The organism is Streptomyces sp. NPDC093149, from assembly GCF_044754145.1.
GTDB lineage: Bacteria > Actinomycetota > Actinomycetes > Streptomycetales > Streptomycetaceae > Streptomyces.
In genome coordinates this window covers 204,979-225,723 of record NZ_JBIVON010000008.1, presented here as the reverse complement: position 1 = coordinate 225,723, position 20,745 = coordinate 204,979, and the positions used below count along the sequence as shown (strand labels likewise).

14 protein-coding genes and 1 pseudogene are annotated in these 20,745 nt (G+C 70.1%); 10 read left to right on the top strand and 5 right to left on the bottom strand.

Annotated elements, in window-relative coordinates; genetic code table 11:
• Positions 1 to 15: 15 nt before the first annotated feature.
• The gene (locus tag ACIQCZ_RS24630; RefSeq protein ID WP_402284839.1) at positions 16 to 831 is read left to right on the top strand and encodes an ABC transporter permease; all 816 of its coding nucleotides are present in this window, start codon (positions 16 to 18) and stop codon (positions 829 to 831) included.
• Between the two features lie 356 nt (positions 832 to 1,187).
• Complete coding sequence (locus tag ACIQCZ_RS24625; protein ID WP_402285070.1) at positions 1,188 to 2,504, top strand: phosphatase PAP2 family protein; 1,317 nt, start codon at positions 1,188 to 1,190, stop codon at positions 2,502 to 2,504.
• 814 nt (positions 2,505 to 3,318) lie between these two features.
• On the opposite strand, the gene ACIQCZ_RS24620 is transcribed toward ACIQCZ_RS24625, so the two are convergent.
• A complete protein-coding gene (locus ACIQCZ_RS24620) occupies positions 3,319 to 3,750 on the bottom strand; it encodes an organic hydroperoxide resistance protein (RefSeq protein ID WP_402284838.1) in 432 nt (143 codons plus the stop codon).
• 128 nt (positions 3,751 to 3,878) lie between these two features.
• On the opposite strand from ACIQCZ_RS24620, the pseudogene ACIQCZ_RS24615 reads away from it, so the two are divergent.
• Positions 3,879 to 4,250, top strand: a pseudogene (locus ACIQCZ_RS24615) (alpha/beta fold hydrolase); the annotation flags it as partial.
• Positions 4,251 to 4,518: 268 nt separating this feature from the next.
• On the top strand, positions 4,519 to 4,713 hold the full coding sequence (locus ACIQCZ_RS24610) for a hypothetical protein (RefSeq protein ID WP_402284837.1): 195 nt from the start codon (positions 4,519 to 4,521) through the stop codon (positions 4,711 to 4,713).
• Positions 4,714 to 5,012: 299 nt separating this feature from the next.
• Here ACIQCZ_RS24610 and ACIQCZ_RS24605 read toward each other — a convergent pair whose 3' ends face one another.
• The 3 genes from ACIQCZ_RS24605 to ACIQCZ_RS24595 form a co-directional block, all read right to left on the bottom strand.
• On the bottom strand, positions 5,013 to 5,576 hold the full coding sequence (locus ACIQCZ_RS24605; protein ID WP_402284836.1) for a CGNR zinc finger domain-containing protein: 564 nt from the start codon (positions 5,574 to 5,576) through the stop codon (positions 5,013 to 5,015).
• 124 nt (positions 5,577 to 5,700) lie between these two features.
• Entirely contained in the window at positions 5,701 to 7,329 is a 1,629-nt protein-coding gene (locus tag ACIQCZ_RS24600) for an ABC-F family ATP-binding cassette domain-containing protein (protein WP_402284835.1), read from the bottom strand.
• Positions 7,330 to 7,409: 80 nt separating this feature from the next.
• Positions 7,410 to 9,044 carry an ABC-F family ATP-binding cassette domain-containing protein gene (locus ACIQCZ_RS24595; protein WP_402284834.1) on the bottom strand — a complete coding sequence of 545 codons (1,635 nt, stop codon included), beginning with the start codon at positions 9,042 to 9,044 and terminating at the stop codon, positions 7,410 to 7,412.
• Positions 9,045 to 9,657: 613 nt separating this feature from the next.
• On the opposite strand from ACIQCZ_RS24595, the gene ACIQCZ_RS24590 reads away from it, so the two are divergent.
• Positions 9,658 to 11,301 (top strand): DUF6351 family protein, encoded by a 1,644-nt coding sequence (locus tag ACIQCZ_RS24590; protein WP_402284833.1) that lies wholly within the window; start codon positions 9,658 to 9,660, stop codon positions 11,299 to 11,301.
• A 153-nt stretch (positions 11,302 to 11,454) separates the two neighbouring features.
• On the top strand, positions 11,455 to 12,261 hold the full coding sequence (locus tag ACIQCZ_RS24585; RefSeq protein ID WP_402284832.1) for a methyltransferase domain-containing protein: 807 nt from the start codon (positions 11,455 to 11,457) through the stop codon (positions 12,259 to 12,261).
• A 185-nt stretch (positions 12,262 to 12,446) separates the two neighbouring features.
• On the opposite strand, the gene ACIQCZ_RS24580 is transcribed toward ACIQCZ_RS24585, so the two are convergent.
• Positions 12,447 to 14,282 carry a glycoside hydrolase family 15 protein gene (locus tag ACIQCZ_RS24580; RefSeq protein ID WP_402284831.1) on the bottom strand — a complete coding sequence of 612 codons (1,836 nt, stop codon included), beginning with the start codon at positions 14,280 to 14,282 and terminating at the stop codon, positions 12,447 to 12,449.
• 613 nt (positions 14,283 to 14,895) lie between these two features.
• On the opposite strand from ACIQCZ_RS24580, the gene ACIQCZ_RS24575 reads away from it, so the two are divergent.
• The 4 genes from ACIQCZ_RS24575 to ACIQCZ_RS24560 all read left to right on the top strand — a co-directional run bounded on the left by ACIQCZ_RS24575 (position 14,896) and on the right by ACIQCZ_RS24560 (position 20,623).
• Positions 14,896 to 16,710, top strand: a complete 1,815-nt coding sequence (locus ACIQCZ_RS24575; RefSeq protein ID WP_402284830.1) for an ABC transporter ATP-binding protein — start codon at positions 14,896 to 14,898, stop codon at positions 16,708 to 16,710.
• Between the two features lie 469 nt (positions 16,711 to 17,179).
• Positions 17,180 to 18,646 (top strand): phenylacetate--CoA ligase family protein, encoded by a 1,467-nt coding sequence (locus tag ACIQCZ_RS24570; RefSeq protein WP_402284829.1) that lies wholly within the window; start codon positions 17,180 to 17,182, stop codon positions 18,644 to 18,646.
• Positions 18,643 to 19,686, top strand: coding sequence for a hypothetical protein (locus ACIQCZ_RS24565; protein ID WP_402284828.1), 1,044 nt, complete (start codon positions 18,643 to 18,645; stop codon positions 19,684 to 19,686). Before ACIQCZ_RS24570 ends, ACIQCZ_RS24565 begins: the two co-directional genes overlap by 4 nt.
• Positions 19,687 to 19,873: 187 nt before the next feature.
• Positions 19,874 to 20,623 (top strand): MgtC/SapB family protein, encoded by a 750-nt coding sequence (locus tag ACIQCZ_RS24560; protein WP_402284827.1) that lies wholly within the window; start codon positions 19,874 to 19,876, stop codon positions 20,621 to 20,623.
• Positions 20,624 to 20,745: the final 122 nt, after the last annotated feature.

The following is a 20,745-nucleotide window of genomic DNA, read 5'->3' as shown; positions in this document are numbered from 1 at the left end:
CGAGGAGCTCATGCCATGCGACTCTCCCGCCCCGCACGCATCATGGTGCGTATCGCCGCCGGGCTGGGCTTTGCGGTCATCTATCTTCCGCTACTGATCGTCCTGCTGAACTCCCTCAATCCGGAGCGCAGTTCAGGCTGGCCGCCAACCGGACTCACCTTCGACTGGTGGGCCGCGGCTTGGCGCAGCGACGGCGCCCGGTCCGCCCTGCGAACCTCAGTCGTGGCGGGCCTCGCGGCCACAGTGATCGCGCTGGTACTCGGCACACTGATCGCCCTCGCCGTGCAGCGCCATGCTTTCTTCGGCCGCGGAGCGATCTCGTTCGTCGTCGTCCTGCCGATCGCGCTGCCCGGCATCATCACCGGAATCTCTCTCAACTCGGCTTTTCACACGATGCTTGAGCCGCTGGGCGTCGGCCTCGGCTTGTTCACGGTCGTCGTCGGCCACGCTACGTTCTGCATCGTCGTCGTCTTCAACAACGTCGTGGCTCGGCTACGCCGCATGCCCGGCAGCCATGAGGAAGCTGCCATGGATCTCGGCGCCCACACCTTCCGCGCCTTCGCCGACGTCACGTTCCCCCTGATGCGGTCGGCGCTGCTCGCCGGCGGACTGCTGGCCTTCGCGCTGTCCTTCGACGAGATCGTGGTGACCACCTTCACCGCCGGCCCCGGTGTCCAGACCCTCCCGATCTGGATCTACAACAACATGACCAGGCCCAAGCAGGCCCCGGTGGTCAACGTGGTCGCTGCGCTGCTCGTCCTGCTGTCCGTGATTCCGATCTACGTCGCTCAACGACTGTCGTCGGATACGGCCTCGGGCGGCAGGGTCTGAGGCGTACGACAACCGGCAGACCTTGCCGGCTGGTGGATTCGCCGGGGATCCGAGGGTTGCTGGGCAACCCGTGCCGCTCTCGACGGTGCCGGGCGTCGGGAGTTCCACGGTCATTCCCGAAGCGCTGGACGCATCGAGCCGGGAGCGGTCGGCCTTCTCGCCACCCATGACCAGTGAACCCACCCGCAGCGCTCCGATAGCATGATCGAACTCACGACGAACGCCCTCATTGCCGTCCCTCGCCGGAAAACGATGCAATCCGGCACGAAGGGCGATCTATTCAACTAACATCTAACAAATCGGCCAAACAATTGATATCTATAAAATCGCGAATATCTTCGCGAATAAACAGCAGAATTGCGTTCGCTGCCCGGAGTCGATCACGGGCGATACTGTGGGCCACTGCGGGTGTGGTGGTCCTCGGCTTCCTCGTCGCGCTGGAGATCGCCGCACGTCACTACGGCCTGCCGGGGCCGATCGTCAGCCAGGCGCAAGAGGTGGTGATCGCCCCCAAATCGGGTTTCCTGCTGTACGCCAGCATGGCGCTGATGATGCTGGTGCTCACCTGGCGGGAACGGTTCATCGCGGCTGGTGTCGCGATCGGTATCGACGTCGCCTTCTTGCTGGTGCGGTGGGCGGCCGACATCAAGGTGACCGAAGGTCACCCCTTCGGTAACGGCGCGTTGTGGGTGATCTTGGGCTACGCGGTCATCGCAGTCACGCGTCGCACCGGCGCGGAGCGTGTCCTGCTGTTGAAGGGTGTCGGACTGGGCCTCCTGCTGGTGGCCGGCCGCAAGACCGGCGATACCTGGCTGCTCATCACGTCGAAGACCCGCCCGGAGGTGCTCGACCAGTACGTGGCAACCGCCGATCACGCGCTGGGCAACCCGTCGTGGCTGGTGGGCCGGATCGTCGCGGCCACCGGATCGATCGGCGACTACTTTCTCGACTCCGTCTACACCCAGCTTCCGGTGGCCGCGGTCGTCGTCGCGATGTACCAGCTACGTCACGTGGCGGTCGAGCGCCGCTTCCCGGGTCATCACCTGGTGCGCACCTTCCTGGTCATCGGCCTCCTCGGGCCGGCCATCTACATGATCTTCCCGGTGGTCGGACCGATCTTCGCCTACGGTGCCGACGGCGGGCACTGGGCGGTGGCGGACCTGTGGCCGGACACGCCGCCACCGATCACCACTCCGCACCACATGCCATTCGACGAGATCACCCCACGCAACTGCATGCCCAGCCTGCATACGGCATGGGCTACCGCGATCTTCCTGCATTCCCGTAAGGGCCCGCGGGTTCTGCGATTCGCGGGCGCGTTCTGGCTGGTTGCCACGCTCGGCGCGACGCTGGGGTTCGGCTACCACTACGGCGCGGACATCATTGCCGGTGTGGTGTTCACGCTCACGATCGAGGTGGCGCTGCGCTCGCACGAACGCGGCTGGGACCGGCCGGGAATCCAACTGGTCGCCTATGGCGCAACGGTATTCGCCGGGCTCTTGGTGTCATATCGCTATCTGTCGACGGAGATGGCCGCATACCCGTGGGTGTTCGGGCCACTTCTTGTTCTGGCGATGGCATCAGTGATCCTCGGCTACGTACGGACCACCAGACTGTGGGAGCCGATGGCCGAATCGGCGCGACAACCGGAGCCGCAACCCGAACCGGCATGAACCGTGCTGCATCGGGAGGCGTGCGACTCCGGTCGCGACTCGTGCCGGGCGCCGATCGTCCTGATCTGCGACTGTCCCGCCGCCGCGTGGTTTGCCGGACGCCGGAGCCTCGTCCCTGTGCCGTTCGTTCGACGTTCCGCGCTGAGCGGGGCGAACTGTGGGCCCAGGAAGGGCGTTTGACGGGCATCTGCTCCGGTCGGGCGCCCTTTTCCCTGCCTGGAAGAGGCTCGGGCTCTTCGCGCGGGCACGACAGCAGCAGGTTCTTCGTGCGCTGGTGGTGCAGGGGCCGCGCTGCCTCTGATCGGCGAATACGGCGATGAGCGGGGGCATGGCCGGGGGCCGGACCGGGAATGGCCCGGAACCTGGTCGGGGTGGCGTGCCGGTCGGGGCATCGGAGAGAAGGGCGGTTACCGGCGGGCCGGCGGGCACCGCGCTCTCGGCATGGTCTGTCGGCATGGACTGGTGGGGGCCAGGAGGAACAAGTTCCGTGCAGTGCGCCGTGGCCCCGGCCGGGTTCGCGTAGTCGCCGTCAGCTGAAGTTCGAAGCCGCCGGACCGTACCCCGACAGCACCACGGTCCACGCCCAGCTCCAGACCTGTGTGCCGGTCGAGCCCGTTCGGTCGGAGGGAGTGGGTTGCTGCCGGACGGCGGCGAAGGCCGGGGACGCGGGAACGGAGGGGGCGTGCCGGGGTGCGTCGGTGGGGCGGTCGGGGGTTTGGACCGTCGGGAGCATGTCCTCGTTCGTTCCCGTCTGAAGTGAGTGGGGCGGAACCCGCGCCGGGGGAAGGTGCGGGGTCCGCGGTCAGGGGGTGGGTCAGGCGGCGGTGCCGGAGGCGTTGAGCGTGACGGGGATGTTGTCCCGCGTGGCCTTGGAGTACGGGCAGATCTGGTGCGCGGCGTGCGCGAGTTCCTCGGCGGTCGCCTGATCCACGCCGCCGAGGACGGGGCTGAGGACCGCGGCGAGGGAGAACTCGCCGTCGTCGCCATGGGTGAGCGTGATCTCCGCGGTGACGGTGGTACTGGTGAGCCGGATCTTGCGAGTGGCGGCGGCGCTGCGCAGGGCGCCGAGGAAGCAGGCGGCCCAGCCGGCGGCCAGCAACTGCTCGGGGTTGGTCGCGTCACCGGCGCCGCCGAACTCCTTGGGGATGGCGAGCCGGGTCTCCAGGAGGCCGTCCAAGGAGCGGACGCGGCCGCCGTTGCGGCCCTCTCCGTCGACGTCGACATGAGCGGTGTAGGTGACTGCCATGGTTCGTGCTCCCCATCTGGGTCGAAGGCTTCGAACGGCCTCTGGTCCGGGACGCCCATCAGTGCGTCACTGGTTGAAGTGGTGACGTCATCATGGCAAGCAATCGCGTCACCGGTCAAGAGGGTGATGTCTTGACCCTCGTCTCGCCCGGCTGGGACTTCGACGATGCCACCTTCCGGCGCACCGCCGAGGCCTTCAGGAACCCCGACTACGCGGCCGTCGTCCTCTGCAACTACCGCTGGCGCATCGGCCTGATCGAGGGGGACCGCCGCTACAGCCGTTACGAGGCGCAGCTCGACGCCCAACCGCCCATTCCCGTGCCCACGATCACCCTCGACCCGGCCTTGGATCCCTTCACCCCGCCCGGTGACGGCTCCGCCTACCGCGACCACTTCACCGGCCCCTACGAGCACCAAACCGTCGCGAACGTCGGCCACAACCTGCCGCAGGAGGCGCCGACCGCCTTCGCGCAGGCCGTCGTCGACGCCGATCGCCTCTGACCCGTCGCTTTCGGCGGTCCCTTCGGTGGCTTCGAAGCCGGCGGAATGGGCCGCGAGTGCGGCGCGGTGGGCCCCGGCTCCTGCGTCGAGTACCAGGCCGTCGCCACCTGACGGCCGCCGGTCTCGACGGGTGAGGGCGTATGGATCACATCGCATCCGTCACCATCTTGACTGGTGACGCTCGGGGGTGCACGCTGATGGAGGTCCAGGGCGACAGTGGGGCGCTGTCCACTCGGCAGAAGAAGATCGATGAAGTGGAGCATGGGTCATGGACAAGGGACACGCGGCGGACGCCGCCGCGGCAGCGGCACGGCACGCACGCTACGGCAACCTCCCCGAGCGCATTCGCTTCGAGGACATGACCGAAGAGGTCGAGGGTGCGCCGACCGGGGTCGATGCCTCGTACGACTCCGAGAGTTCATGGAAGTACTACTCGTGCCTCGCCCTCGACCTGGGGCTGTAGGCAGTCGCCGACCTGCCTGACCTGCCCCGTCCCGGCCGGGGCCTCGCCTGGCAGTACGTGACGGAATGCCGCTGGTCGCGACGCCGGCAGGGCCGAGCGGCTGCGTCCGGGGGCTGCCGGGCGGGGGGCGGCGTGCCTGCCCCTGTTCGGTGGTCGGGGTGCATGATGCCGCCGCAGCCTCGGCGGTTCGCCCCGCGCCGACTCGGACGAGGACTGCTGGAACGGGGCTGCGAAACCGTGTACCGCTCAATGGCGGCGGCGCCCGGGAACTCGGCCGGTGGCGGCATGTCGCCGCCGGGTCACTTCCCGGACGAGACGGGTGCCGTCTTCTTGCGGGCGCGGTAGGCCGCCGCCTTGATCTTGTTGCCGCAGGACTCCATGCCGCACCACTGCCGTCGCATGCCCCGGGAGCGGTCGATGTAGACGCGGGTGCACTCGGGGTTGCCGCACTCCTTGAGCAGGGGCACGTCCGGGCCGCTGAGCAGTTCGACGGCCTGCCGGGCCACGGTGGCCAGAGCCGTCCCGGGCGTCGCGTCGGTGTGCCGGCCCGCCCGGGTGAGCTGTGGCGTGGCCGGGGCCTGGCGCGCGGCGGCGTTGAGCACCGCGAGGGCCTCGCGGTCGAAGTCCTCGCCGAGGCGGCGGTTGGTGACGAGTCGGTAGACGGCCTCGCGCACCGCGATCGCCTCCCGGACGTCGCCCTCCTCGCCGGGCGTGATCGTGTCCACGAGCCCGGACTCCAGGTACCAGGCGTTGAGCCGGTCCGGCGTCGCGAACATCTCGAACCGGATCGAACGCCGGGCACGCAGGGTGGCCGCGAAGTCCAGCACCGGGTGCCCGCACACGAAGACGTGGTCAAGATTCACATCACTATCCTGACAGGTGACTGTCGTGAGACGCAAGGCTCGTCACTGTTCCAGCCGGTGCCGGGTGCGTGTCGTCGCGGTCCACCGGAGCTCACCCCGGTGGACCGGCGCTCTCCCCCTCCCGTTACTCCTGTCCCACCCCCAGGCGCAGCTCACGGCCCTGCCACCGGCGGCGCAGCCAGCGGTCGTGGCTCGCGACCACGATCGCGCCCGGGCCGCTGCCCAGCGCCGCCTCCAGCTCGTCGCACAGGCGCGGCGATAGGTGGTTCGTGGGCTCGTCGAGCAGCAGCAGCTGGGGCGGCCGGGCCATCAGCAGCGCCAGCGCCAGTCGGCGGCGCTGCCCCACCGACACCTGCCCGACCGGCTTGTCCAGGTCCGCCTCGGCCAGGAGACCGAGGCGGACCAGCGGCACCTTCTCGGTCCGCTCCGGCCCCAGTTCCAGCGCGTAGGTGTCCCGGACCGTGCGGTCGGGCCGCTCGAACACGGTGTCCTGGGTGAGCAGCCCCATCGTCAGCCCGCGCCGCCTGCGCACCTCGCCCTCGGCCGTGAGGCGTCCGGCGAGCACCGAGAGCAGGGTCGACTTGCCCGTCCCGTTGCCGCCGGTGACCAGCAGCCGCTCGGTCGACGACAGCTCCAGCCCGGACAGGGCGAGCCGCCCCGGCACCCGTACGTCCCGCAGGCACACCAAGGGTTCCGCGCCGCCCGGCGTGCGTGTGGTCGGCCGTGGCGCCGCGAACCGCAGCGGGGGCGGCGGCTCGGCGACTTGGGTGCGCTCCAGCTCGTCGAGCCGCCGGCTCGCGCTGCGCACCCGGCGGGAGATCTGGCTCTGCACGCGGCCCGCCCGGTGGCCGTAGCCCATCTTCTCGTTGTCGCGCGGCCCCCGGTCCGGGGCGAGCCGGCGAGCGGTCACCCCCGCCGCATGCCGCAGAAGCTCCAGTTCCTCCTGCTCCTCGGCGTACCGGCGCTCCCAGCGCTCCCGGTCGGCGCGCTTCTCACCCACGTAGGCGCTGTAGTTGCCTCCGTAGCGGACCGGCCCGTCCACCGCCGGATCGAGGTCGATCAGGTCGGTGCACACGGCGTCGAGGAACGCCCGGTCGTGGCTGGCGACGACCACGGCCCCGGGCAGGCCGCGCAGCTGCTCCTCCAGGAAGGCGGCGGCGCCGTCGTCGAGGTGGTTGGTCGGCTCGTCGAGCAGCAGCGTCGGCGGCCGCCGCACGAGCAGCGCCGCCAGGGCCAGCCGGCCGCGCAGCCCGCCGGACAGCGAGCCGAGCGTCCGGTCGTGGCCGAGCGTGCCGAGACCCAGCCCGTCGAGCACCAGGGCCGCCCGGCGGTCGGCGTCCCAGGACTCCCGGTCCTGGGCGTGCTCCAGCCGCTTGCCGTACGCGTCGAGCAGTTCCGCGTGGCCCGGGTCGTCCCCTGGGACACGGGCCAGTTCCTCGCCGAGCCGTTCGAGCTGCGCGAGGTCCTCGCGGGCCTCCCGCAGCGCCTCGTCCAGCACCACGGCGAGGGTGGATTCGGGGCCGAACGGCATTTCCTGGTGCAGGAAGCCGAGGTCCGCAGGGCGCGACACGCTCCCGGCGTCGGGTTCGTCCACGCCGGCCAGCACCCGCAGCAGGGTGGACTTGCCGGCGCCGTTCTCCCCGATCAGGCCGATGCGGTGGCCGGGGGACGCGGTCAGGGACACGCCGTCGAGGACGCGGCGGCCGCCGAGGTCGCGGACGAGTTCATGGGCGAGCAGAGCGGGCTGGGGCACGGGGAGCCATCCAAGGTGATCGGTGGTACGCCCGCCGGGCACGGAGGCCTCGGACGCGGGCTGCTGCACATGCCGGCGGTTCACACCGCCGGGGCTCCCGTCGCCGCGAGCGTTCCTTCGGCCAGCCGCAGCCAGCGGTTCACCCCGATCTCGGCGAGGAACCGCTCGTCGTGGCTGACCACCATGAACGCGCCCTGGTAGGAGTTGAGCGCGCTCTCCAACTGGCCCACGCTGACCAGGTCGAGGTTGTTGGTCGGCTCGTCGAGCAGCAGCAGCTGCGGGGCCGGTTCGGCGCACAGGACGCAGGCCAGGGTGGCACGCAGCCGTTCGCCGCCGGAGAGCACACCGACGGGCAGGTGCACGCGGGGACCGCGGAACAGGAAGCGCGCGAGCAGGTTCATCCGCTCCGCCTCGGGCCGCTTGGGGGCGAAAGCCGCGAAGTTCTCCGCCACCGTGCGGTCCTGGTCCAGCAGGTCCAGGCGCTGGGAGAGATGGGCGACGCGGCCGTCGCCGCGCATGATCTCCCCGCTGTCCGGGGTGAGTCCACCGGTGATCAGCCGGAGCAGCGTGGTCTTTCCGGCGCCGTTGGGCCCGGTCAGGGCGATGCGCTCGGGCCCGCGTACGGAGAGGTCGACGCCGCCCCCGACGAACACGTCCCTTCCGTCGTGACGGACCTGCATCCCCTTGCCGACGAAGAGGTTGCGTCCCGAGGGCACCTGAGTGTCCGGCAGGTCGAGGACGATGCGCTGCTCCTCGCGGAGTGCGCGCCCGGCCTCGTCGAGACGGGCCTTGGCCTCGCCGACCCGGGACGCGTGCATCTGGCCGGCCCGGCCCGCGGATTCCTGTGCGCCACGCTTCATGTTGCCGGCGAAGATGCGCGGGAGCCCGGCGTTCTTGAGGTTGCGGGCGGCATTGCTCGCGCGGCGCTCGGCGCGTTCACGGGCCTGCTGAAGCTCCCGCTTCTCCCGCTTCAGGTCCTGCTCGGCGTTGCGGACGTTCTTCTCGGCGACCTCCTGCTCGGCGCGCACGGCCTCTTCGTAGGCGGCGAAGTTGCCGCCGTAGAAACGCAGTCGTGAGCTGCCGAGCTCGGCGATGCCGTCCATGCGGTTCAGCAGAGCGCGGTCGTGGGCGACCAGCAGCAGAAGTCCCTTGAAGTCCGCCAGTACGTCGTACAGCTTGTGCCGGGCGTCCCGGTCGAGGTTGTTGGTCGGCTCGTCGAGCAGCAGGACGTCAGGACGCTTCAGCAGTTGTGCGGCGAGACCGAGCGAGACGACCTGGCCACCACTGAGGGTGCTCAGGCTGCGGTCGAGGGCCAGGCCGGCCAGCCCGAGACGGTCGAGCTGGGCGCGGGTGCGCTCCTCGATGTCCCAGTCGTCGCCGATGGTGGTGAAGTGCTCCTCGCTCACGTCACCGGACTCGACGGCGTCCAGGGCACGGATCACCGCGGCGACGCCGAGCACCTCGGCGACGGTGAGGTCACCGGTCAGGGGGAGGCTCTGCGGCAGATAGCCGAGCGTGCCGCTGACGGACACCGACCCCGTGGCGGGCCGCAGTTCACCGGCGATCAGCTTGAGCAGGGTGCTCTTGCCGGAGCCGTTGGGGGCGACCAGGCCCGTGCTGCCGGTGGTCAGGGTGAAGGACAGGTCGTGGAAGACAGGAGTGTCGTCGGGCCAGGCGAACGACAGGTTGGAGCAGACGACGGTGGCGTCGGACATGGGAATGACCTCAAGGGGGCTGGGGACGAAGACAGCTCCGCCCCGGGCAGACGTGGGGAAAATGGGTACGACGAACGGGCCACTCCGGCGGCGCTCCTCGGCGCGTCCGGTGGCCGTCAGATCCGGATCTCACCCGGAGATGTCGTCGTCACCCACCACGTCTGCGACTCCTCGATACACGGTCAACGTCGTCGGCAGCTTAACAGCCCATCACTCCGCCCTGCCGGAATTTTCCCTCCCGCCGGTGACCGAGCTCCGGACACATGCGTTGACAGCTCGATCACGCGCATGCCAACATCGTCACCTGTTAAGCCGGTGACGGTGAGTTTGCGTGAGGGACGGCCGATGCCGCGGTGCGCGATCGTCGCCGCCGTTTCTCCACGGCCCTGCGAGCGGACCCGTCGGACGGCGCCATCTGTGGGCAACCGTCCACGAACGTCGCCCGGAGACGGACGGGATGCGTCACCCGGCGCCGAGCCGAGCGGCATCACCGGCACCGGATTGCGGAGAAACGCTCCTGACCGTCCGGCATCGGGCACGCACGTGCCCACACGACACGACAGACATCCGCTCCGTGAACGGCACACCCGTACTTCTTGATTGGGGAATCTCCATGAGACGACGACTTCTGGCTGTCCTGGCGACCGGCGTACCGCTGGTCTTGGCGGCGGTGTGCCTGCCGGCCGCATCCGCGCAGCCGCAGCGCGGTCCCGCCTCCGTATCTCCCCGGCTCGCCTGCTCCCCGCCATCCGTCAAGGCCCCGGCCGGCACCGCAGTGGAGAGCGTGACGGCGGTACGGCGCGAGGCGGGCACCGTGGACGTGCCCGAGGTCTGGCCACTGCCCTCGGACCACGTCGACGACGTACCGGCGTTCTGCGACGTGACGGTCACACTGACCCACGCGGGAGTGGACGACCACGCCAAGGTGCGGGTATGGCTGCCGCTGCAGAGCTGGAACGGCCGCCTGCAGACGGTCGGCGGCAGTGCCTACGCTGCCGGTGACTACGGCAAGGTCCTGGCCGAAGCGGTCAAGAACGGCTACGCCGCCGCGACCACCGACGCGGGCGTCAGTACCTACCTCGACACCGGTTGGGCTCTGAACGGCGACGGTCAGGTCGATACGGCGTTGCTGGAGAACTTCGCCGGCCGCTCCGAGCACGAGGCGGCGGTGGTCGCCAAGGAGGTCGTCGACCGCTCCTACGGCAGGGCGGCTGCCTACGCCTACTTCAACGGCTGCTCCACCGGCGGGCGCCAGGGATACATGGAGGCCCAGCGCTACCCCGACGACTACGACGGCATCCTGGCCAACGCGCCCGCCGTCAACTGGGACGAGTTCGAGGTCGCCACCCTGTGGCCGCAAGTGGTCATGAACCAGGAGAAGACCTACCCGACCCCGTGCGAGCTGGACGCCTTCACGAACGCCGCCGTCAAGGCCTGCGACCCGCTCGACGGCGCGAAGGACGGACTGGTCGACGCCCCCGAGCGGTGTGGCTTCGACCCACGCAGCCTGATCGGCACCAAGCTGCTGTGCGAGGGCCGGGAGTTGACCATCACGGCGGCCGACGCGGCCGTGGTGCACAAGATCTGGGACGGCCCACGCACCACGTCGGGCAAGAAGTTGTGGTCCGGCGTCCCCGTCGGCGCCGACCTGTCGGGCCTGGCGGGCACCACCCCGCCCGACGCCGACGGCAACGTCAAGGGCGCGCCGTTCCCCGTACCCGCTGCCTGGATCGCCACGTGGCTTCGGAAGCAGCCGTCCTTCGACGTCTCCACCATCACCTACAGCCGGTTCACGCAGTTGTTCCAGCAGTCCCAGGCCGAGTACGACCGCGTCATCGGCACCGACGACCCCGACCTGTCCTCCTTCCGTGACTCCGGCGGCAAGCTGCTGACCTGGCACGGTCAGGCCGACCAGTACATCCCCGCCCAGGGCACCGTGGAGTACCGCAAGCAGGTCGAGCGGAGGATGGGCGGTGCCAAGAAGGTCGACCGCTTCTACCGTCTCTTCCTCGCCCCGGGCACGCCGCACTGCGGCCTCAACAACGGCAGCGGCGCAACCGTCGACGACCTCGGTGCGCTGCGGGCCTGGGTCGAACACGGCAGGGCTCCCCGGACCCTGCCCGCGACCCTGCGCAACGCCTCCGGTGAACAGCTCATGCGCGACCTGTGCGGGTATCCGCAGGTGTCCCGCCGCGACGGCCACGGCGACCGCACTGCCGCCTCCGGCTTCCGCTGCGTGCCCCCGGCCCACCACTGACCGAACCACCCTGCCGCGTTCCGGCCCGTGCCTCTCCGGCGCGGGCCGGGGCCGGGGCGGCTGATCAGGACGCATGACGGGAGCCTCTTCCGGGGGGACAGCGGACGGCGACCGGGCCGAGCCGGGCCTGCGACCGTCTGCCAGAATCGCCACATGGCTGACCACGACTCCGCCCGTGGCTATCTGCTGGACAACAGACAGTCGGAGGCGGGCATCCGTTTCGGCGCCCTCGCCGAGCTGTTCGACCCGGTGACGTTCCAGCACGTCGACCGTCTCGGCATCGGTGCCGGCATGCGGTGCTGGGAGGTCGGCGCCGGCGGTCCCTCCGTACCCCTCGGACTGGCCGAGCGAGTCGCCCCGGGAGGCAAGGTGGTCGCCACCGACATCGACGTGTCCTGGACCCGGGACATCGAGGGCGGCGGGATCGAGGTGCTGCGACACGACGTGGCGGCCGACGCGCCGCCGCCCGGCGGCTTCGACCTCGTGCACGCCCGGCTGGTCCTGGTGCACGTCACCGATCGCGCGGAGGCGCTGCGCCGGATGGTCCAGGCGTTGCGCCCCGGCGGCTGGCTGCTCCTGGAGGATGCCGACCCGGGGTTGCAGCCGCTGCTGTGTCCGGACGAGTCCGGTCCCGCACAGCAGCTCGCGAACCGGCTGCGATCCGGCTTCCGCGCCTTGATGGCGGCGCGCGGCGCGGACCTCGCATACGGTCGGACCCTGCCCCGGCTGCTGCGTGAGGCCGGGCTGGAGGACGTTCGGGCCGACGCGTACTTCCCGATCACCTCACCGGCCTGTGCCGTCCTCGAGGCCGCGACCGTGCGACAGATCCGCCGTCGTCTGGTGGCGGAAGGGCTCGCGACCGACGGGGAGATCGACCGCCACCTGGCGAACGTCGCCACCGGACGCCTCGACCTCGCCACCGCCCCCATGGTCTCGGCGTGGGGACGCCGCCGTCCGTAATCCCTCCCCGACCGCTCGGAAAGCGGCTCCGGGCGACCGCACCGGGGGAGGCCCGCCGAGCAGCGTGCTGTCGTCCGGCCGGGCCGCGAAACCGTCGGGGCCGGGCCCGATGAGACCGATCCGGTACACGGGGAACCGGGCCGCCGGCCCCGCCACCGCGTCGAGGACCGGGAGTGGGGCGGGACTCAGCCCAGCGCCTTGTCGAGGTTGAACGCGGCGCTGATGAGTGCCAGGTGGGTAAAGGCCTGGGGGAAGTTGCCCACTTGTTCGCCGGTGCGGCCGATCTCTTCGGCGTACAGCCCGACGTGGTTGGCATAGGTGAGCATCTTCTCGAAAGCGAGCCGGGCCTCGTCCACGCGGCCGGCCCGTGAGAGCGCCTCGACGTACCAGAACGTGCAGATCGAGAATGTGCCCTCCTCACCCCGCAGTCCGTCCGGGCTGCTGTGGGGGTCGTAGCGGTAGACCAGGGAGTCGGACACCAGCCCCTCGCCCAGGACGTCCAGAGTGGAGAGCCATTTCGGGTCCGTCGGAGAGATGAACTTCGCCAACGGCATCATGAGGACGGCGGCGTCGAGGACGTCTTCGCCCTCGTGCTGGACGAATGCCTTCCGTTCGGTGGACCAGCCACGCTGCATGATTCGCCGGTAGATCGCGTCGCGGGCGTGGGCCCATCGGGGCATGTCCGCGGGCAGGCCCCGATGGGTCGCGATACGCATCGCCCGTTCGATGGCGACCCAGCACATCAATTGCGAGTACAGGAAGTTCTGGATCTTGCCGCGGGTCTCCCAGATGCCCTCGTCCGGCTGGTCCCAGTTGTCACAGACCCAGTCGACCACGATGCCGATGGCGTCCCAGTCGTCACTGGTCAGCGGCTGTCCCCACTTGTCGTAGAGGTAGAGCGAGTCGATCAGGGCCCCATATATGTCCAGTTGGAGCTGGTTGACGGCATTGTTTCCGATCCGGACAGGAGCCGACCCCAGGTGGCCTTCCAGGTGGGGGAGCTCCTGTTCGGGAAGTTCGCTGCGCCCGTCGATGCCGTACATGATCTGCAACGGGCCGCCGGAGCTCTCCTTCAGGCAGATGTTCGAGGACAGGAAGCGCACGAAGGCCTCGGCCTCGTCGGTGAAACCCAGCCTGAGCAGCGCGTAGATGCAGAACGCGGCATCCCTCACCCACACGTATCGATAGTCCCAGTTGCGCTCGCCGCCGATCTGCTCGGGCAGGCTGGTCGTAGGGGCCGCCACGATGGCGCCGGTCGGTGCATACGTGAGGAGCTTGAGCGTCAGGGCGGAGCGGTGCACCATTTCGCGCCAGCGCCCTCGGTAACGGGAGTGGGACAGCCATGTGCGCCAGTACCGCACCGTGGCGCCGAACAGCTCCTCCGCCTCCAGCACCGCGCAGGACCGTGGCTCCACCTTGCCGCCGATCCGGTCGAGCGCGAAGACCGCGGTCTCGCCCTCGTCCAGGGTGAAGGAGGAAACGGCGTCCTGACCGTCGATCTCGACCGGAACGCTGGATGTCAGCGCCAGTGTGAGATCCGGGGAGTCGAAAACTGTATGACCTCGTTGTGCACTCACCGTGTGCGTACGCCGGCCGTAGTCGAACCGGGGAGCCACGCGCGCGGTGAACGGCATCGACCCGCGCACGCAGAGAACCCGCCTGATCAGGCGGTGGCGGTCCGCCTCGCGCGAGTCGTCGACGATCGGCATGAAGTCCTGGACCTCGCCGACACCGTCGTCCGCGAAGAACCGGGTGATCAGGATGTTGGTGTCGGGGAAGTAGAACTGCTTCGTCCGAGCGGGCACGTCCGGTGCGAGCTCGAACGCCCCTCCGCGGTCGGCGTCCAGGATCGCCGCGAAGACGCTGGGCGCGTCGAAACGCGAGCAGCAGTACCAGTCGATGGTGCCGTTCGTACCGACGAGGGCAGCGGTTCGCAGGTCCCCGATCAGGCCGTGCTCGGCGATGGGCATGTAGCGCGGCGCATCAGCCCTGCAAGGGCGGAGGCTGTCACCGGTGATCATGTGACCTCCCCGGCGCTGGGGAGCGGGAACGGGTTGGCTTCAGGCTACCTCCGAGCCGTTGCAGGCAGCGAACGCGGCGTCCGCCCGTCGTCTCATGAGCCCCGTGCGGACCGTGTCGGCGAAGTGCTGGGGTTCGGCGGTTCGAAGCACCGGGTCGCGGCCGGGCAGCGGTGGAGGTCCTCGACGCTGCGTAGTCGAACATGTTCGAACGGTTGGTCTTTCCGGCGGGCTACGAGTGCGGCCCGGGAACGCGGGGCGACGAGCCGGATCCGGGCGAGGGCCGCCCCCGGCGTGCGGGGCGGCGGCGATCTCGGCGAGGCGATGCGGACGGCAACGGGACCCTACCCGTGCACGGCGTCGCCGCCGGCTGAGAAAAACGCTTGGACTCCGCGGGTGCCGTCGCGGGACACTGAGGTTCCTGGCCCGGCCTCCTCGTGCACGTATGTATGCGTTTCCACGAGTGGCGCGGGGCTCTGCCGTCGTGCCCCGCCTGCCGCAAGCCGGTCCGCGCGAGGGCGCTCGATCGAAACCGAAGCTCCACGCGGCCAGTGAGGCAACGGCCTCTCCCCGCAGAAGCACATGGCGGGCCGTCGCACGACCACACAGGGTTGGTATGGGATCGCCTGAATCGCACGGAGCGCCGGGCAGGGGCCCGGTGCTGCTCGCACTTCGTTACTACGGACGGGAGTTGACCCGGCTTCGGTGGCTGACGGTGCCTGCGATGCTGTTGCCCGCGCTGGGCAACATCGGCATCAACTACGGCGCGCCGCTGGTCGTCGCGAAGCTCGTCGGCCGAATCGCCGACGACGCCGGTACCACCATCGGCTCGACGCTGCCGTACGTCCTCGGCTTCGCCGGCGTTCTCCTCCTCGCGGAGACGCTGTGGCGTGTCGGTCTGCACTTCCTGAACCGCCTCGATGCCCTCGGTATCGAGCATTTGTACGTGATCGGCATGGACGAGCTGTTCGCCAAGGATGCCGCGTTCTTCCACGACAACTTCGCCGGGTCGCTGACCAAACGAGTCCTGAGCTTCGCCTCCCGCTTCGAGGAGTTCGTCGACACACTGACGTTCTCGGTCGTGGGCAGCTTCGTGCCGCTGGTGTTCGGGTCGGTGGTGCTGTGGCGCTACGAACCGCTGCTCGTCGTAGGGCTCTTGGCGATGATCGCGCTGACGGCGCTGTGTGTGGCGCCACTCATCCGTCGCCGCCAGGCGCTCGTCGACCAGCGTGAGGAGGCGATCGCCCGGGTGTCGGGCCACGTCTCCGACAGCCTGATGAACATGGACACGGTCCGGGCGTTCGCCGCAGAGGGACGCGAGGCCGCCGAGCACCGGTCGCGCGTCGCCGAGTCGCGGCGGCTCTCGTTGCGTTCGTGGGACTACGGCAACCTGCGCATCGACACGCTGGTCGCGCCGATGTCCGTGCTGACCAATGCGATGGGCCTGCTGCTCGCGGTTACTCTCGGCAGGGGTGGGCACGGCGTGGAGACGGTCGTTCTCGCCTTCACGTACTACACCAACGCGACGCGGATCATGTTCGAGTTCAACCAGATCTACCGCCGTCTGGAGAGCTCGATGACGGAGGCGGCGCAGTTCACCGAACTGCTGCTGACACCACCGACCGTGCTCGACCCGGCGTTGCCGGAGCCGCTGCTGTCCCAGGCCGCGGATGTCCGCTTCGAGCAGGTGAATTTCACCCACGCGGGTGCGGAGCCCCTCTTCGAGCGCCTCGACCTGGCCGTGCCCAGCGGGGCGAAGATCGGCCTCGTCGGCCGGTCCGGCGGTGGCAAGACCACGCTCAGCCGACTGCTGCTGCGGATGACGGACATCGACGGCGGCCGGATCCTGATCGGGGGGCAGGACATCAGCAGACTGCGCCAGGCCGACGTGCGCAGCCTGATCGCCTATGTGCCCCAGGATCCGGCGATGTTCCACCGCACGCTGCGGGACAACATCGCGTTCGCCCGGCCGGACGCCACCGACGCCGAGATCCGCCGTGCTGCCGAGGCGGCGCACGTCACGGAGTTCGCCGACGCGCTGCCGGACGGCTTCGCCACGATGGTGGGGGAGCGTGGTGTCAAGCTGTCCGGCGGACAGCGCCAGCGGGTCGCGCTCGCTCGGGCGATCCTGCGCGACGCGCCGATCCTGTTGCTCGACGAGGCGACCAGTGCGCTGGACTCGGAGAGCGAGATCCTCGTCCAGGAGGCGCTGTGGCGGCTCATGGAGGGGCGGACGGCGCTCGTGGTGGCGCACCGCCTGAGCACGGTCGCCACCATGGACCGGCTCGTAGTCCTGGACCGGGGTCGGATCGTCGAGCAGGGCACGCACCAGGAACTGCTGGCGTCGGACGGCGCCTACGCGAAGCTGTGGCAGCACCAGTCGGGCGGCTTCCTCGACGACACCTCCGCGCCGCAGGCCGACCTGACGTGAACACGAGCCCGGCGGGTGCGGCCGGGTGCCTGCCGCAGTGGCTCGGCAGGCGAACGCGGTGGAGGCGACCTGTTCGGTGCCGAGTGAGGACGGCCCCGCCGGGGAGGTCCTTGCGCGCCAGGTACCCGGATCGCGGACGCGTCGCTCGACCCGGGCGCCGAACTGTGGGAATGCGGGGCAGCGTGACGGTCCGCGGAGCGCCGGCCAAGCGGTCGGCACAGGCCATTGAGGCATCAACTCTCTTACTCTAGTCTCTCGTTCACCGAACGGCCGTTCTCGGCCGGGAGTGCGCCACCAGGAGCCCAGCTGCCCGTCGGCGGCCCGGAGAAGGGAGATCCAACATGGTCAAGCACTACATCAAGTACGCCTTCAGCACGCTCACCGCGGCGATGTTCGCCAGCATGGTCTGACGATCGGCCCCGGCCTGGACCGGGAATTCCGTCCCCGGTCCAGGCACCAGGAGGCCATCGTGTTCGGCACCGCCCTCAGTCAACTCCGGTACGGCCTGGCGATCCTGCGCAATCGGCGGATCCGCCCACAGGACCTCGAACGCATCGCCCGTGACCTGGTCACGACCCTGGCCGAGTTCGGCGAGCCCGGAGCGGACTCCGCGCTGCTGCCGGGGCAGGCAGGGGCCATCGACCCCGCCGTACGGCGAACCGTCACCGAACGCAGCCTGCGGGCCACCGCACGGGCCGCAGCACGGCACACGCCCTACTACCGCCGGGCCTTCGACCGCCTGGGACTCGACCCGGTCGCACTCACCCCGCAGACCTGGGACCAGGTTCCGGTGACGTCCAAGTCGGCCCTGCGTGGCCTGCCGGCCGCTTTTGTCTCCGCCGCGTCCGTCCCCGCGCTCATGGCGCTCACCACGGGGACCAGTGGCACTCCCACCACCGTCTGGTACTCGCGGGCGGAGGTGGAGACAGCAGTCGCCATGAGCACCGTCTCGGCCGTACTCGGCCTGGGGCTGCGGCCCCGGCACACCATGGCGTACGCAGGCTGCTCCCGGGCGACACTGCCGTTGCTCAACGTCGAGGAGTCGGTGACCCGGATCGGCGCCTCATTCGTCCAGATCGGCACCGTGGACCCGGCGGTGGCGCTGGACCGGCTCGCCGCCCCGCTCGGACTGCGGGGCAAGGCCCCGCAGATCACCCACCTGACGATCTCCGCGTCCTACCTGTCCGCCCTGGTCGAGGAGGTGGAGCGGAGCGGCTGGCGGCCTTCGGACTTCGGCCTGGAGTTCATCGGTGTCGGCGGGGAAGTGCTCTCCGAACCCCTGAAGGAGCGGGCTGCGGCCGCCATGGGGGCCAGGATCTCCACGACGTACATGATGACCGAGACACTGCCCTCCGGCGGCACGTCGTGCACCGAGGGACATCTGCACCACACCACCGAGTTCGGACACCTGGAGGTGCTCGACCCGGTCACACATGAGCCGACGCCGCCGGGTGGTGTCGGCACCATCGTCCAGACACCCTACGTCCCCTACCGGGACTGCACCCTGCTGCTGCGGTATGCCACCGGCGACCTGGTCCGACGGCCCGAGGCCGAGCCGGAGTGCGAACTGTCGCACCTGCCCGCGACTTCGCCCGTCCTCGGCCGCTGGTCGGGGCCGCTGAGCCGCTCGGTGCCCACCCGTTCGGTGCTGGACCTGCTCGAAGCGGAACCGGACATCCCGCTGCCGGCCCGCTACGTCCTGGAGGAGGGCCGACAGGGTCCGTCGCTCCATGTCCTGGTCCGTCGACTGCCCGGCACCGCCCTGCTCGGCAGGCTGGAGGACCGGGCCACCGCGGCCGGCCTGGCCCTGGCCGCGATCGTGCTCCACGACGATCCGGCCGGGCTTCCGCCGACCGGGCCGGTCCGCGCCGACCTGCGGGAGCACACCTTCGAGTCGGCCCGACCGGCCGCCGTGCGCGTCGCGAGCCCGGCGTGAACGCCCCCGCCCTGGTGGGCCTCAATTGCTGCGTCCTGGCGGTGACAGCTGCGGGCGCCGCCTACTTCGGCCGGGTTCGGATGCCGCGCCCGCCGGTCGGCAGGTACGAACTGCCCGATGTCGCGGTGATGTACGCCGTGGTGGTGGCCGCTCCGCTGCTCTATCTGGTGCTGCCCCGGGCCGCGGTGGCGATCGTCTTCGGCCTGGTCCTCTGCGCGGCACTGCAGTTCACCCTCTCACCGCTGACCGGCGGGGGCCGGGCCTGGGCGGTCGCGTCGGTGTCGGTCATGACCACCGCAGGACTCGCGTCGGCGAACCGGCAGCTCGCCGTGATGGTGCTCACCGACGTACTCCTCGCGGTGGCCGTGGTGGGGGTGGCCAACATGTGGGTGCAGAGCGGTATGCGGTCCGCCCACGCGGCGTGGTTCGCGGGCGCCCTCGCCTGTTACGACCTGGTGGCCACCGGCCTCACCTCGCTCATGGACCGGTTCGCCGACCAGGTCATGGGGCTGCCGTTCGCCCCGCTGCTCGCCGTGACACAGGGAGATCCCCCCGTGGCGCTGGGGCTGGGTGACCTGCTGCTCCTGGTGCTCTTCCCGCTCACTGCGGTCAAGGCGTTCGGACGGGTCGCCGGACTGGTCGCGGCCGGGGTCGGGCTGGCGGTGTCCGGAACCGTCAGTCTGCTGTTCGGACTGGGAGCGCTGACCGGGGCCTTCCCGCTGCTGACGGCGCTGGGGCCGTTGATCGTGCTGCAACACCTGTTCTGGGCGCGGGCCAAGGGCGGCGAGCGGACCGTCGCCGAGTGGCGGGCCGGATCACCGCGCCCGGCATCGGCCGCCGTGTCGACGGAACCCGACCCCGAACTCCTGCGGGCGCTCGAATCCGCCGGAGCGGAGGAGTTGAGTACACAGCCGTCCGAGGGCGACTGGCTGGCCGTCATCGACGGTCGGGTGGTGGGCTCCGGGACGTCGCCGGGCCAGGCCCGCAGGGACGCCGGTCTCCGCGGCTTCGGTTCCGTGCCCATCGTGCGCCAGGTCTGAAGCGGGCCCGCACATCGGGGTGCATCGCGTGAGCACCACCGGCGGGGCGCGCGAGCCCGGCCTGATGCAAACCAAGGACACCGGCCCACGGTGATCCGGCACTTGGCCGGATTCAGGCTCAGGTGGCTCATGCGGGTCTCCTCACCGCCATGCCATGTGCCATACGGTGGCGTCCCGGGAGGTTTCTATGCACAACGGGACAGCCGGTTTGGCCGCTGGACTGTGGGAGTTCGGGAGAGGGCAGGGAGGCCGCCAGTTCACCGAGCTGGCAATCGCCCTTCTCCTTTCCACCGCCATCGGCCTTGAACGAGCAGTGCAGCAGAAGAGTGCGGGGCTGCGTACCCACACGCTGGTCGGCGTGGGCAGCGCCCTGTTCATGGAGGTGTCGCAGCATGGCTTCGACGGGATGCTCGGCGTGGAGGGCATCGCGTTCGACCCGTCGCGGGTCGCCGCCCAGATCGTCTCCGGCATCGGCTTCATCGGCGGCGGCCTGATCTTCGTGCGTCGGAACTCGGTGCGCGGGCTGACCACGGCCGCCACCGTCTGGCTCACCTGCGCCATCGGCATGGCCTGCGGCGGCGGTCTGCTGCTGCTCGCGCTGGGCGCCACCGTCATCCACTTTCTCGTCGTCCGAGGCTATCCGCTGATCACGGATCGGCTGTCGATGACGTTCGCCGAGAACAGCGGAGACGTGCTGCTTGCGTACCGGTCCGGGAGAGGGCTGCTGCCCAGCATCCTTGAGGAAACGACGTCACGCGGGCTGCGGGTGGTTGCTGTGACCGTGGAGGGCGCGTCGGAGCCGGGCCCGGACTCCGGCGGTGTTTCCACGGTACGGCTGGAGTTGGCCGGACGCACCGACCTGGGCCGGTTGGTGACCGCGCTCGCCGACCTCGACGGGGTCGTCAAGGTAGGCATGGTCGGTGACGACGGGGACTGACGTGCGGCCGGCCTCAGTCGTTCACGCCGTGCAGCCGTGGTCCGCCCGGCCGGCCGGGGTTCCCAGGGTCCCGATTGCGAGAGTGAAGCGGATCCGCGGCCGGCTGCGCGAAGCGCGCGGGC

Excerpts from the sequence above, each read along its gene's own strand:
- ACIQCZ_RS24560 (WP_402284827.1), top strand. The coding sequence starts at position 19,874 with ATGCACAACGGGACAGCCGGTTTGGCCGCTGGACTGTGGGAGTTCGGG.
- ACIQCZ_RS24595 (WP_402284834.1), bottom strand. The coding sequence starts at position 9,044 with ATGTCCGACGCCACCGTCGTCTGCTCCAACCTGTCGTTCGCCTGGCCC.
- ACIQCZ_RS24610 (WP_402284837.1), top strand. The coding sequence starts at position 4,519 with ATGGACAAGGGACACGCGGCGGACGCCGCCGCGGCAGCGGCACGGCAC.
- ACIQCZ_RS24630 (WP_402284839.1), top strand. The coding sequence starts at position 16 with ATGCGACTCTCCCGCCCCGCACGCATCATGGTGCGTATCGCCGCCGGG.
- ACIQCZ_RS24590 (WP_402284833.1), top strand. The coding sequence starts at position 9,658 with ATGAGACGACGACTTCTGGCTGTCCTGGCGACCGGCGTACCGCTGGTC.
- ACIQCZ_RS24575 (WP_402284830.1), top strand. The coding sequence starts at position 14,896 with ATGGGATCGCCTGAATCGCACGGAGCGCCGGGCAGGGGCCCGGTGCTG.
- ACIQCZ_RS24585 (WP_402284832.1), top strand. The coding sequence starts at position 11,455 with ATGGCTGACCACGACTCCGCCCGTGGCTATCTGCTGGACAACAGACAG.
- ACIQCZ_RS24580 (WP_402284831.1), bottom strand. The coding sequence starts at position 14,282 with ATGATCACCGGTGACAGCCTCCGCCCTTGCAGGGCTGATGCGCCGCGC.
- ACIQCZ_RS24620 (WP_402284838.1), bottom strand. The coding sequence starts at position 3,750 with ATGGCAGTCACCTACACCGCTCATGTCGACGTCGACGGAGAGGGCCGC.